This window comes from Pseudomonas sp. FBCC-B1565 (assembly GCF_059133265.1).
On the sequence record NZ_CP101438.1, the window covers coordinates 1876204 to 1888670 of the forward strand.

General features: G+C 63.2%; 12 protein-coding genes. 3 read left to right on the forward strand and 9 right to left on the reverse strand.

Features of this window, described 5'->3' with window-relative positions; genetic code table 11:
• Positions 1-15: 15 nt before the first annotated feature.
• From ppnP to NL123_RS09005, 8 genes are all read right to left on the reverse strand, one after another.
• Entirely contained in the window at positions 16-300 is a 285-nt protein-coding gene (ppnP, locus tag NL123_RS08970; RefSeq protein ID WP_058424671.1) for a pyrimidine/purine nucleoside phosphorylase, read from the reverse strand.
• Between the two features lie 63 nt (positions 301-363).
• Positions 364-906 (reverse strand): 3'-5' exonuclease, encoded by a 543-nt coding sequence (locus NL123_RS08975; RefSeq protein ID WP_071492722.1) that lies wholly within the window; start codon positions 904-906, stop codon positions 364-366.
• A 74-nt stretch (positions 907-980) separates the two neighbouring features.
• The gene (locus NL123_RS08980) at positions 981-2864 is read right to left on the reverse strand and encodes an acetyl/propionyl/methylcrotonyl-CoA carboxylase subunit alpha (protein WP_494357593.1); all 1884 of its coding nucleotides are present in this window, start codon (positions 2862-2864) and stop codon (positions 981-983) included.
• Positions 2865-2957: 93 nt separating this feature from the next.
• The gene (locus NL123_RS08985) at positions 2958-3719 is read right to left on the reverse strand and encodes an enoyl-CoA hydratase/isomerase family protein (protein WP_494357594.1); all 762 of its coding nucleotides are present in this window, start codon (positions 3717-3719) and stop codon (positions 2958-2960) included.
• Complete coding sequence (gene atuD, locus NL123_RS08990; protein WP_494357595.1) at positions 3716-4873, reverse strand: citronellyl-CoA dehydrogenase; 1158 nt, start codon at positions 4871-4873, stop codon at positions 3716-3718. The genes NL123_RS08985 and atuD overlap by 4 nt, the downstream gene beginning before the upstream one ends.
• 17 nt (positions 4874-4890) lie before the next feature.
• Complete coding sequence (gene atuC, locus NL123_RS08995) at positions 4891-6507, reverse strand: geranyl-CoA carboxylase subunit beta (protein WP_494357596.1); 1617 nt, start codon at positions 6505-6507, stop codon at positions 4891-4893.
• Positions 6508-6510: 3 nt separating this feature from the next.
• Positions 6511-7383 (reverse strand): SDR family oxidoreductase, encoded by an 873-nt coding sequence (locus tag NL123_RS09000; protein WP_494357597.1) that lies wholly within the window; start codon positions 7381-7383, stop codon positions 6511-6513.
• Positions 7384-7396: 13 nt separating this feature from the next.
• Positions 7397-9175: an acyclic terpene utilization AtuA family protein gene (locus NL123_RS09005; RefSeq protein WP_494357598.1), complete on the reverse strand. Its 1779-nt coding sequence runs from the start codon at positions 9173-9175 to the stop codon at positions 7397-7399.
• Positions 9176-9328: 153 nt separating this feature from the next.
• Between NL123_RS09005 and NL123_RS09010 the strand changes: the two genes are divergently transcribed.
• Together NL123_RS09010 and NL123_RS09015 are read left to right on the forward strand one after the other, a co-directional pair.
• On the forward strand, positions 9329-9952 hold the full coding sequence (locus NL123_RS09010; protein ID WP_071489790.1) for a TetR/AcrR family transcriptional regulator: 624 nt from the start codon (positions 9329-9331) through the stop codon (positions 9950-9952).
• A 94-nt stretch (positions 9953-10046) separates the two neighbouring features.
• Positions 10047-10835 carry a substrate-binding periplasmic protein gene (locus NL123_RS09015; RefSeq protein WP_248483363.1) on the forward strand — a complete coding sequence of 263 codons (789 nt, stop codon included), beginning with the start codon at positions 10047-10049 and terminating at the stop codon, positions 10833-10835.
• Positions 10836-10853: 18 nt separating this feature from the next.
• Here the strand turns inward: NL123_RS09015 and NL123_RS09020 are convergent, their stop codons facing one another.
• On the reverse strand, positions 10854-11405 hold the full coding sequence (locus tag NL123_RS09020) for an RNA polymerase factor sigma-70 (RefSeq protein WP_005789991.1): 552 nt from the start codon (positions 11403-11405) through the stop codon (positions 10854-10856).
• Between the two features lie 302 nt (positions 11406-11707).
• On the opposite strand from NL123_RS09020, the gene NL123_RS09025 reads away from it, so the two are divergent.
• The gene (locus NL123_RS09025; protein ID WP_494357599.1) at positions 11708-12460 is read left to right on the forward strand and encodes a thioesterase II family protein; all 753 of its coding nucleotides are present in this window, start codon (positions 11708-11710) and stop codon (positions 12458-12460) included.
• Positions 12461-12467: the final 7 nt, after the last annotated feature.

The window sequence follows — 12467 nt, forward strand, 5'->3', positions numbered from 1 at the left end:
GCTTCCGGGAAACCCTTAGCCGCGGTATTCGCACAGGTAAGCGGTGTCCACGGCGACCTTGAGTTGGAACTTGCTGTTGGCCGGCACGTTGAACTGGCTGCCGGCGGCGAAGGTTTCCCAGTCGCTGGCATCAGGCAGCTTGACGGTCAGGGCACCGGACACCACGTGCATGATTTCACGCTGGGCGGTGCCGAATTCGTATTCGCCGGGGGCCATGACGCCGATGGTCGCCGGACCTTCTGCGGTGCCGAAAGCGATCGACTTGACGGTGCCGTCGAAGTACTCGTTGACTTTAAACATGGGCGATTCCTCGGAAAAGGGTCTGGAAAGGTCGGCCAGTATGCCCAAGGCCAGGGAAGCTGCCTAGACCGGCAAAATCAACGGCAGCAGGCGCGCCGTGTTGCGCGCATCCTCCAGCGCCCGATGTTGCTGGCCATGGAACTGCATCCCCGCCAATTGCAGGGCACCGTTGAGCCCCAGCGGCTTGTCCAGGCGCCGGGCCTTGGCGAAGCGCTGCTTGAGGTTCACATGGGGCGTGGTGGCGAGGGCGCTGGCCAGGCCATGGCGCTGCCATTCCAGCTCCAGTTGCCTGCGATCGTAATCGCCCCAACTGGCCCACCCCTCAAGGCGCGCCTGGTGCTGGCCCAGCCAGCGTTCAAACAGCGGCCATACCTCGGTGATCGGCACTGCGCCATCAATGTTCGCCTGGGTGATGTGGGTCAACTGCCGGCAAAAAGGCGTCAGCAAGGGGCGGCGCAGCGGCCGCACAAAGCGCTGGAAGTGATCCAGCTCGCGGCCCTGGCGGTTGACCAGGCTTGCGCCGATCTCGATGACTTCCATCTCCGTCACGGGCCAGCCGCCTTCATCCGTTGTGGCTTCAAGGTCAATAATCAGCCAATGAGGCATCGCGCAGGTTCCCGTACTCTTCCCTTTCTGTTGGGGATAGAGCGTAGCCCGGCCCTGTAGTTCCGCCTAGGGGGCTAGATGATCTCGAGTAAAACCTGGCGATTGCGCACCTGGTCACCGGCAATCACCTGCACGCCCTTGATCACGCCGTCGATGCCGGCGGTCAGCGGATGCTCCATTTTCATGGCTTCGAGCACCAGCAGCAGTTGGCCCTTGGTGACGCTGTCACCGGCGCTGACCCGCACATCAACGATGGCGCCGTCCATCGGCGCCTTGACCGTGCCGCTGCTGGCATCGGCCTGGCGGCTGGCCACTTGCTGGGTGCGGTTGGTCACGCACAGGCCGGGTAGCCACAGTTGGTCGCCTTCGAGATGATAGGCCATGCGTCGACGGATGCCGTTGAGCATCAGGGTGGCGTGGCGACCGTCGGCGCTGAGCAGCAGGGGTTCGGTACTGACGGTGTGGATTTCACCGTTGACCTCAAGGCGGTAGGTGCAAGGGCTACTGGCGTTGTTGCGCCAGCCCGACAGACCGTGGGGATGTTGCTCGGCACTGTGGGTGTAGAACAGTGCAGCGGCCAGGGCGAGCTGTTCGCTCGACACAGAAGGACGCGGTATCTCGCTGAAGTGCTCGGCGATAAACCCGGTGCTGAAATCGCCGTTGATAAAGTCCGGGTGCTTGAGCAGGTCAGCCAGCAGTTGCTGATTGGTTGCGACGCCCAGCAACAGCGTGTCTTCCACCGCCCGCAGCAGTTTGCGCCGCGCTTCTTCACGGGTGGCGCCGTGGGCGATGAGCTTGCCCAGCATCGGGTCGTAGAACGGGCTGATACGTTGGCCCTGCACCACGCCATGGTCGATGCGCACGCCGGCCGCCGGTTCCCAGCGCAGTACCTCGCCGGTTTGCGGCAGAAAGCCCTGGGCCGGGTCTTCAGCGTACAGGCGCACTTCCATGGCATGGCCGCTCAGGGTCACCTCCGACTGGGTCAACGGCAGCGGTTGCCCGGCGGCGATCTGCAACTGCCAATCCACCAGGTCGAGGCCGGTGATCAGCTCGGTGACCGGGTGTTCGACCTGCAAGCGGGTGTTCATTTCCAGGAAGTAGAAGCGGCCGCTACGGTCGAGCAGGAACTCCACGGTGCCGGCGCCGACGTAATTCACCGCGCGCCCGGCCTTCAATGCGGCTTCGCCCATGGCCTGGCGCAACTCGGGCGTCATGATGGGGCAGGGGGCTTCTTCGATGACTTTCTGGTGGCGGCGCTGGACCGAGCAGTCGCGTTCGCCGAGGTAGATCAGCTGACCGTGGCTGTCGCCGAACAACTGGATCTCAACGTGGCGCGGCTCGACCAGCGCTTGTTCGAGGATCAGTTCGTCGCTGCCAAACGCATTTTTCGCTTCCGAACGGGCGGTATGCAGGTTGTCCAGCAGCGCTTCTGGCTGGTGCACCAGGCGCATGCCACGTCCGCCGCCACCGGCGCTGGCCTTGATCATCAACGGGTAGCCGATGCGCTCGGCTTCCTGTTGCAGGGTGGCGTCGTCCTGGGCGCTGCCCTGGTAGCCGGCAATGCACGGCACGCCGGCGTCAAGCATGGCGAGTTTGGACAGGCGTTTGCTGCCCATCAGTTCGATGGCCTCGACGCTGGGGCCGATGAAGGTCAGGCCGGCGTGTTGGCAGGCTCGGGCGAAGTCGGGGTTTTCCGAGAGGAAGCCGTAGCCGGGGTGGATCGCATCGGCGCCGGTGAGTCTGGCGGCGGCGAGGATCGCCTCGATATTGAGGTACGACTGTTGCACAGGGGCCGCGCCGATATGGACGGCTTCATCAGCCATCTGCACGTGCAGGGCCTGGGCGTCGGAGTCGCTGTAGACGGCGACGGTGCGGTAGCCCAGGGCTTGCGCAGTGCGCTGGATGCGGCAGGCGATTTCGCCGCGGTTGGCGATCAGGATTTTGTTGAAGGCGGGCATGGGTTTATCCCTTGGCTGATGGGGTGTCTGATCGGGCCTCATCGGGGGCAAGCCCCCTCCCACAGTGTGGGAGGGGGCTTGCCCCCGATGGCGTCATTTGCACCACCGAGGCTTTCTTTTCTGTACAAACGCCTGCGTCCCCTCAATCCCTTCCTCACTGCGCACCGCCTCGGCAAACCACTGCGCGCCCCGATCCAGCACCGCCTCCAGCGGCTCATCCACACTGGCCAGCAACAGCGCTTTAGTCCGCCCATTCGCCCCCGGCGCACACTTCAGCACTTGCCCCAGCACGTCATCCAACCGCTGCGCCAACGCCTGCGGGTCGCGCTCGGTAAAGTGCACCACCCCCAGCCGCTCAGCTTCAAGCCCATCAAACCGTGCCGCCGTCAGCGCCAGCCGCCGTGCCTGGGTCAGCCCGATGCGCTTGACCACAAACGGTGCAATCTGCGCGGGCAGCAAGCCCAGGCTGGTCTCCGGCAAGCCGAATTGCGCCTGGTGATCGGCGATGGCGATATCGCTCACGCACGCCAACCCAAACCCACCGCCCAGCACCGCGCCTTGCAGCACGACGATCACCACTTGCGACAGCGCTTCGACTTCTTGCAGCAACGTGCCAAACGCCCGGTTCAGCGCCTGCAGTTGATTGCCCGCCGTGACCAGGTCCTTCACATCCGCCCCGGCGCAGAAATGTCCGCCGGCGCCGCTGATCACTACCGCGCGCGTCTGGACATCCAACTGCGCCAACACCGCGCGCAGTTCATTGACCATCTCCAGGCTCATCGCATTGCGGCAGTCGGGCCGGTTGAGGGTGATGTGCAGCACGCCGTTGTGGGGTTCGAGCAACAAGGTGTTCATGGTTTTTTCCCCGGCAAGGTGCCCATCAACTTGCAGATGATGCCCAGCATGATTTCATCGGCGCCGCCGCCGATCGACACCAGCCGCACATCGCGATAGGCGCGGGCCACAGGGTTGTCCCACATGAAGCCCATGCCGCCCCAGTATTGCAGGCAACTGTCGCTGACTTCGCGGCCCAGGCGCCCGGCCTTGAGCTTGGCCATGGACGCCAGGCGCGTCACGTCCTGGCCTTTGATGTACTGCTCGGTGGCCTGGTAGACCAGCGCACGCAGGCATTCGATTTCGGTGGAGAGTTCGGCCAGGCGAAAGTGAATGACCTGATTGTCGATCAGCGCCTTGCCAAAGGTCTGGCGCTCCTTGCAGTACTCGATGGTGCTGTCGATGCAATGCTCCAGGCCCTTGATCATATTGGCCGCGCCAAACAGGCGTTCTTCCTGGAATTGCAGCATCTGCATCATGAACCCCGCACCTTCGTGGCCGATGCGGTTGCGTTGCGGCACGCGCACGCCGTCGAAAAACACCTGGGCGGTCTCGGAGCTGTGCATGCCGAGCTTTTCCAGGGGCGGGCTGACGCTGATGCCGGGGGTGTTCATCGGCACCATGATCAGCGACTTGTTGATGTGCGGCTTGTCATCGGAGGTGTTGGCCAGCAGGCAGATGAAGTCGGCGCTGGGCGAGTTGGTGATCCACATCTTGCTGCCGTTGATCACGTAGTCGTCGCCATCCTTGCGCGCATGGGTCTTCAACCCGGCCACGTCGGAACCGGCGCCGGTTTCCGAGACGCCGATGCAGCCGACCTGCTCGCCGCTGATGGCCGGGCGCAGGAATTCTTCGCGCAGTGCATCGGAGCCGAAGCGGGCGAGGGCCGGTGTGCACATGTCGGTCTGCACGCCGATGGACATGGGAATGCCGCCGCAACGGACGGTGCCGAACTCTTCGGCGGCGACAATGGAATAGCTGTAGTCCAGGCCCATGCCGCCGAACTTCTCTGGTTTGGAGATGCCCAGCAGGCCGAGGTCACCGGCCTTGCGGAAAATATCGTGGATGGGAAAGCGCCCGGCCTTTTCCCATTCGTCCACATGGGGGTTGATCTCGCGGTCGACGAAGGCGCGGACGCTGCGGCGCAGTTCCTGGTGTTCTTGGGTGAAGATCATTTTTATTGTTCTCCTGATTAGAAGCGCGCCACACCAAAGCTGTTGGGCTGCAATGGCCGCACCTCAGCCTCATGACAAATATCCAGCAGAAAACCGAGCAAGGTCCGTGTATCCCGAGGGTCAATCAGCCCGTCGTCCCACAGGTTCGCGCTGCCATACAGCGCGGTGGACTGGCTGTCGAGCTTCTGCGCAGTGACCTGTTCCAGCATGTCCAGCACCTTGGGGTCCGGCACCAGGCCGTCCTTCAATTGCTTGGCCTCTGTCACGATGCGCAGCACCTTGCCGGCCTGGGCACCGCCCATCACCGCCGTGCGGCTGTTGGGCCAGGCGAAGATAAAGCGCGGGTCCAGGCCGCGACCGCACATCGCATAGTTACCGGCACCGTAGGAACCGCCGACCACAATGGTCAGTTTAGGCACCCGTGCATTGGCCACCGCCTGGATCATCTTCGCGCCGTGCTTGATCACGCCTTGCTGCTCCGACTCGGTGCCCACCATGAAGCCGGTGGTGTTGTGCAGGAACAGTAGCGGCGTGCGGCTCTGGTCGCACAGTTGGATAAATTGCGCGGCCTTGCTCGCCCCCTTCGGTGTGATAGGGCCGTTGTTGCCGATCACGCCGACGGCGCGGCCCTGGAGGTGCATGTGGCCGCAGACGGTGTGGGCGTCGAACTCGCCCTTGAACTCGAGGAAGTGCGAGCCGTCGGCCAGGCGCGCGAGGATTTCGCGGACGTCGTAGGGCTTTTTCGGGTCGTCCGGGATCAGGCCCAGCAGCTCTTCGATGGGGTACAGCGGTTCTGCGTAGGCACGTTTCAGCGTCTGTGGCAGGCGATCATTCCAGGGCAACAGGCCGACAATTTCGCGCGCGATGCGCACGCCGTCCGCATCGTTTTCCGCCAGGTATTCGGCGGTGCCGGCGGTTTGTGCGTGCATCTCGGCACCGCCCAGTTCTTCATCGGTCGCCACTTCGCCGGTCGCGGCCTTGAGCAACGGCGGGCCGGCGAGGAACAGTTTGGCCCGGCCGCGCACCACCACCACGTAATCCGACAACCCCGGTTGATACGCGCCGCCGGCCGTGGCCGAGCCATGCACCACGGTGATCTGCGGCAGGCCCATGGCCGACATGCGCGCCTGGTTGGCGAAGCTGCGCGCACCTTCGACGAAGATCTCGGCAGCATAGTTGAGGTTTGCACCGCCGCTTTCGGCGAGGGTCACCACTGGCAGTTTGTTCTCCATGGCGATTTGTTGCAGGCGCAGGGATTTCTTCAGGCCGGTGGGGGAAATGGTGCCGCCCTTGATCGCGCTGTTATTGGCCACCACCAGCATGCGCACGCCGCTGACGTAGCCGATGCCGGCGATCAACCCACCACCGGCGGCGCTGCCGTCCTTGTCGTCGTGCAGCTTGTAGCCGGCCAGGCTGGCCAGTTCGAGGAACGGCGCACCCGGGTCCAGCAGCAGGTTGAGGCGTTCGCGGGGCAGCAGTTGGCCGCGCTTGTCGAACTTGGGCTTGGCGTCCTGCGCCTTGCTCAGCAGGGTGTCTTCCAGTTGACGCAGTTGGGCGATGGCGGCCAGCATGACTTCGCGGTTTTTTGCGAATGGGGCGCTGTGGGCGTCGATCAGGGATTCAATCACTGGCATGGTCTATTGCTCCGCCTTGAGCACATCCGGCAAGTAGGCGCGGTGGAAGCCGTTGAAGGGTTCGCTCGGCGCCTGCGCCTTGTGCAACGGCCAGGCGCGGCTGCCCAGGCTGGCGGCGCCGTCGATGCGCAGTGTGCTGCCGCTGATAAAGGCAGCGGCGGGGCTGAGCAGGAACACGATGGCCGCGCTGACTTCCGACTCGGTGCCGATGCGCTTGAGCGGCACATGTTCGCGCAGCGTGGGAATCGCCGCCTTGAACGCGCCTTCGTAGGTGTCCATGCCGCTGGAGGCGATCCAGCCCGGCGCCACGGCGTTGACCCGCACGCCGGCATAGCCCCACTCGAACGCGGCGGTCTTGGTGAAGTTGTCCATGCCCGACCGTGCCGCCCCCGAGTGGCCCATGCCGGGCATGCCGCCCCACATGTCGGCGAGCATGTTGACGATGGCGCCGCCGTGCTTGCTCATGGATTGGTTGAACACTTCCCGCGCCACCAGGAAACCGCCGACCAGGTTGGTGCGCAGTACGGTTTCGAAGCCTTTCTGGTTGATTGCGGCCAGTGGCGAGGGGTACTGACCGCCCGCATTGTTGACCAGGCCATGGATCGGACCGTGCGCATGCAGGATGTGTTTGACCAGCGCCTTGACCGCCTCTTCATCGCGGATGTCGCACACCTGCCAATCGGCGTTGCCGCCGTCTTCGGCAATCTCTATCGCGACGTTCTGCAGTTTGTCCGCCTTGCGTCCCACCAGGATCACGTGAGCGCCTAGGGCCGCCAGTTCATGGGCAGTGCAACGGCCAATGCCGCTGCCACCACCGGTGACTATCACGGTTTGCCCCTGGAACAGGTTGGCTTTGAAGATCGAGTCGAAGGCCACGGCAACGCTCCTGTTATGCGAGTTGATCGGCAATGTGTTGCGGCACGGCAATCGGGATATCCAGCAGTTGCTGGGCGAAGGCTTTGCCCTGCGGGTCGATGCGCAGGCTGGCGATGCCACCGCCGCCCAGCGCGTTTTCCAGCAGGAAGTTGAGGCTGTGGCTGCCGGGCAGATACCAGCGCTCGACGCGGCCGTGCACAGGGTCGAGCACATGGCCCATCCAGTCGACGATCACTGGCGGGGTGAGTGCTTCGGCGATCCATGGCAGGTAGTCGGGATGGCGGGCGATCACGCCGATATTGCTGTGGTTGCCCTTGTCGCCGGAGCGCGCCACGGCCAGTTTCACCAATGGCACGCTGGCGTCGGCGCGACCTTGGGGCTTGGGCGGATCGATGGACGCATCGGGCAGGCGCGGGGTGTCGGCAGGTGGCAGTGCGCAGGGGTGGCGCTCGCCCTGGAAGTCGATGGCCAGGTCACAGGCCGTTTTATCGATCAGGAACGAAAACAGTCGGATCAACGGGTACACCGTCGGCCGTCCGCCGACGATGCCGGTCAGGCCCGGCGCCATGCCGGTCGCGGCTTGGGCAATCTCACGGGCGAACAGCACCAGTGCGTGTTTGTTGGGGTGACGCACCGCCAGTTTCACCACCACTTCGCGGCAGTCCTGGCGCCTGGCGTGGGCGCCGTAGGTGGCTTCGCTGCCGAGCAATTCGATGTTCACTTCGGTGTAAGGCGCCCAGCCGCGCTGGCTGAATAGTTCCGAGGTCTTGTTGATGATCGCCTGGCTGACCCGCTCGGCCTTGGCGACCGCGTCGATCCCGGCAATCAGGCAACTGGCGGTGCAGCGGAAACCGTCCGGGTAAGTGGCGCTGACCTTGTACTGGTCGGTAGGTGGCAAGCCCTTGGCGCCGTGCAGGCGTACCTGGTTGTTGCCTTGCTGCTGCAATTTGACCTGGCTGAAATCGCAGATCACATCGGGCAACAGGTAGGCGTGCGGGTCGCCGATTTCATACAGCAGTTGTTCGGCGACGCTGAGTTCGCTGATCAAGCCGCCTGTACCGTCGACCTTGTTGACGGTGAATTGGCCGTCGGCGCTGACTTCGACGATGGGAAAGCCGATGTGCTCGTAGTCCGGTACGTCGCGCCAATCGGTGAAGTTACCTCCGGTGCATTGCGCGCCGCATTCGATGATATGCCCGGCCAGTGCGGCCTGGGCGAGGCGGTCGTAATCCTGCCAGGACCAGTCGAATTCATGCACCAGCGCCGCGCTGACCACTGCGCTGTCCACCACGCGGCCGGTGATGACGATATCCGCGCCCAGCTTCAGCGCCTGGCTGATGCCGGGTGCGCCCAGGTAGGCGTTGGCGGACACGCACAACGGCGGCAGTGGGCTGCCGTTGAACATGTCGGTGATGCCATGCAGGTGTTTGAGTTGGGGTTGCAGGTCGTCGCCCAGCAGCACGGCGATTTTCAAGGGAATATCGGCTTTGTCGCAGGCCGTTTGCAGGGCGGTGGCGCAGGCTTGGGGGTTGATGCCACCGGCGTTGCTGATCACACGAATGCCCTGGTGCTGGATATCGGCCAGCAGCGGCGTGAGCACTTCGACGAAATCCGTGGCATAGCCGGCCTGGGGATCTTTCATCCGCGCACCGGCCAGGATCGACATCGTGACTTCCGCCAGGTAGTCGAACACCAGGTAATCCAGCTGGCCGCCCTGCACCAATTGGGCGGCGGCGGTGCAGGTGTCGCCCCAGAAGGCGCTGGCACAGCCGATACGAACCGTCTTGCTCATGAGAAATCCTTCCTCGAATGGCTGGGGTCGAGACTACCAAGCAAGCGCTTGGTTTGTAAACTGCGGATACAAGTTTCAGCCAAGCGCTTGCTTGGGTGGCCGCCACGGCCTAAATTGCCGGCCAAGACGTCCGTGGAAGTAGAGGAGAGAGGCATGGATGAGCACAAAGCCCTGCGGGTCATGCGCACCATGGTCGATGGCGGGCAATTGACCGACCCCGACAGTGCCCGGGGCAAGCTGCTGCAAACCGCGGCCCATCTGTTTCGCAACAAGGGCTTCGAACGTACCACCGTGCGCGACCTGGCCAGCGCCGTGGGCATCCAGTCCGGCAGTATCTTTCATCACTTCAAGAGCAAGGACGAGATCCTGCGCGCAGTGATGGAGGAAACCATCCACTACAACACCGCGATGATGCGCGCTTCGCTGGAAGAGGCGAGCAACGTGCGCGAACGCGTGCTGGCGCTGATCCGCTGCGAATTGCAGTCGATCATGGGCGGCAGCGGCGAGGCCATGGCGGTGCTGGTGTACGAGTGGCGTTCGTTGTCGGCCGAAGGCCAGGCCCAGGTGCTGGCCCTGCGCGATGTGTACGAGGCGCTCTGGCTGCAAGTGCTGGGGGAGGCCAAGGATGCGGGCTACATCCGTGGGGATGTATTTATCACGCGGCGTTTCCTCACCGGCGCACTGTCCTGGACCACCACCTGGTTTCGCGCCGAGGGCAGCCTGACGCTGGAGCAGTTGGCCGAAGAAGCCCTGCTGATGGTTTTGAAGGCCGATTGAGGCGCAAGCTATTAATTTACCGCTGGAAAGTTGTCTCTCCAGACAAAAACGCCTAGCTTATCGCCATTAGCGTTTTTGAACGGTGCGTGCCTTGATGTTTTCGCCATGGCGGCTGGCTGCAGGACTTACCTTTTGGGCACTGGGCACCGCGTGGTGGATGCCGGCTTCGGCTGCGCAGTTGGTACGCATCGGCGCGGCGCATTTCCCACCCTACACCGTGCGACCGGAGCAGGGTGCCGACACCGGTTTGCTGCCGCAACTGGTCGAAGCCCTGAACGCCGCGCAAACCGACTACCAATTTGTCTTGGTGCCCACCTCCATCCCGCGACGTTTTCGCGATTTCGAGCAGGGCCGCGTGGATATGGCGATCTTCGAAAACCCTGCCTGGGGCTGGCAGGAGATTGCCCACACGTCGGTCGACATGGGCCTGGAAGATGCGGAAATCTTCGTCGCCCAGCGTGAGCCCGGTCGTGACCAAAGTTATTTCGCTGACCTGAGAGGTAAACGCCTGGCGGTGTTCAGCGGTTATCACTACGCCTTCGCCAACTTCAACCCCGACCCCAAGTACATGGCCGAGCACTTCAACGCCACGTTGACCTACTCCCATGACAGCAACCTGCTGATGGTCGCGCGCGGGCGTGCCGATATCGCCTTGGTGACGCGCTCGTACCTGAGTGATTTCATGGTGCGCAATGCGCAGATGGCGGGGCAGTTCCTGGTCTCGGAGCGCATCGACCAGGTGTATCACCACTACGCGTTGTTGCGCCCGAAAGCGCCGATCACGGGGGACGCGTTTGCCGCGTTGCTCAAGCGTTTGCGCGACGATGGCGAGATGCTGAAGATTTTCGAGCCGTACCGCATTGATGTGATGGCGGTGCCCTGAGGCACCACCGGCCCGGCATCACACTCGACGTGCAAACGTATCGCTATGGCTGCCCGACACCTTGCGGCAGTGCACCAGCGCATCACGGATCATGAAGTTCACCAGGGTCGGCGATACGCCCAGTTCCTTGGCGATGTCCTTTTGCGGCACGCCGTGCAGGCGGTACATCTCGAACGCATAGCGGGTGCGCTGGGGCAGCTCCGTCAGGGCGTCGGCGATGTTTTCCAGGGTGTTGAAATTGATGTGCGAGGTTTCCGGTGAAGCGCCGTGAATAACCACATTCAAGCCTTCCTCTTCCGTCCCGGAGTATTTCAGCTCCAGGGCCTGCTTGCGGTAGTGATCGATGGCCAGGTTGCGCACGATCTGGAACAGATAACTCAATTGCGCCTTGAACGATGAGGTGATCGTCGGCGCCGATTGCAGCCGGAAGTAGGCGTCCTGCACTACATCCTCGGCGCGGGAGCGACAGCCGGTAATGCGGGCCGCGATCTTCACCAGAATCAGCCGGTTATCGACGAATGCCTGGAGAAGCGGTGAGTCGCACCTGCCTGTGGATACTTGTTCCGTCATGGAAATCACCTTGTCGCAAAAGAGGTTAGGGGAGGGCGTCCTTGCCGGGGCCTCCTACACATCGGGCAACAAATTATGCTGAATGATAATGATTGTCAAATGAGAAGACGAACTAATCTTATGCTTTCTTGTTCGGTGTGAACCACGTCTCGCTTGTACCCGGCGACTAATTATTTGCCGGTGCCGTCCGTTCTTCTGGGTGACAGGTCCGTTAGTAAAACGGCCAAGGATCAGCACCCGCAGGAGGACGAAATGGGTTTCTATCGTGCATACAGCGTGTTTCAGTTTGGAGTCGTCACTCGATGAGTACGCTGACTCGACTGCGGCTGTTCTGCCTGCCCTATTCGGGCGCCAGCGCCATGGTGTATGCGCGTTGGCGCCGGGCGCTGCCTGAGTGGTTGCAGGTATGCCCGCTGGAATTGCCCGGCCGTGGCATGCGCATGGACGAGCCGTTGCAACGCGATATCAAGGCCCTGGCCGCGCAGCTCGCCGATGAAATCAGCCGCGATCTGAACGGTCCCTATGCCCTGTTCGGCCACAGCCTCGGCGGCCTGCTCGCCTTCGAATTGGCCCATGCCTTGAACGCTCGTGGTGTGCCGGCGCCGCTCGCCTTGTTCGCCTCCGGCACAGCCGGGCCAGCCCGTCGTGATGTCAGCGAGTACGCCATCGAAAAGACCGACGACCAACTGATTGCCCGCCTGCGCGAACTGCAAGGCACCACCGAAGAAGCCCTGGCCAACCCCGAATTGATGCAACTGATGCTGCCGATCCTGCGCGCCGATTTCCTGCTGTGCGGCAGCTTCACCTACGGCGAGCGGGCACCGCTGGGCATGCCGATCCATGTGTTCGGCGGCAAGCAGGACAGCGTGCGCGCCGACCAGTTGCTCGACTGGCAACTCGACGCCGCCAGCGGCTTTTCCCTGGACATGTTCGACGGCCACCACTTCTTCCTCGTGCAACACGAAAGCGCCGTGCTGCGCTGCGTGCTGCGCTACGCCGACGAACACCTGGCCCGCTGGCGCAACGACGCGGCGCGGCCACTCGCCGTCGGCTGAACAACCC

Coding starts and splice junctions, on each gene's coding strand:
- NL123_RS08980 (WP_494357593.1), bottom strand. CDS start 2,864: ATGCCCGCCTTCAACAAAATCCTGATCGCCAACCGCGGCGAAATCGCC.
- NL123_RS09015 (WP_248483363.1), top strand. CDS start 10,047: ATGTTTTCGCCATGGCGGCTGGCTGCAGGACTTACCTTTTGGGCACTG.
- atuD (WP_494357595.1), bottom strand. CDS start 4,873: ATGATCTTCACCCAAGAACACCAGGAACTGCGCCGCAGCGTCCGCGCC.
- NL123_RS09005 (WP_494357598.1), bottom strand. CDS start 9,175: ATGAGCAAGACGGTTCGTATCGGCTGTGCCAGCGCCTTCTGGGGCGAC.
- NL123_RS09010 (WP_071489790.1), top strand. CDS start 9,329: ATGGATGAGCACAAAGCCCTGCGGGTCATGCGCACCATGGTCGATGGC.
- NL123_RS09025 (WP_494357599.1), top strand. CDS start 11,708: ATGAGTACGCTGACTCGACTGCGGCTGTTCTGCCTGCCCTATTCGGGC.
- NL123_RS08975 (WP_071492722.1), bottom strand. CDS start 906: ATGCCTCATTGGCTGATTATTGACCTTGAAGCCACAACGGATGAAGGC.
- atuC (WP_494357596.1), bottom strand. CDS start 6,507: ATGCCAGTGATTGAATCCCTGATCGACGCCCACAGCGCCCCATTCGCA.
- NL123_RS09020 (WP_005789991.1), bottom strand. CDS start 11,405: ATGACGGAACAAGTATCCACAGGCAGGTGCGACTCACCGCTTCTCCAG.
- NL123_RS08985 (WP_494357594.1), bottom strand. CDS start 3,719: ATGAACACCTTGTTGCTCGAACCCCACAACGGCGTGCTGCACATCACC.
- ppnP (WP_058424671.1), bottom strand. CDS start 300: ATGTTTAAAGTCAACGAGTACTTCGACGGCACCGTCAAGTCGATCGCT.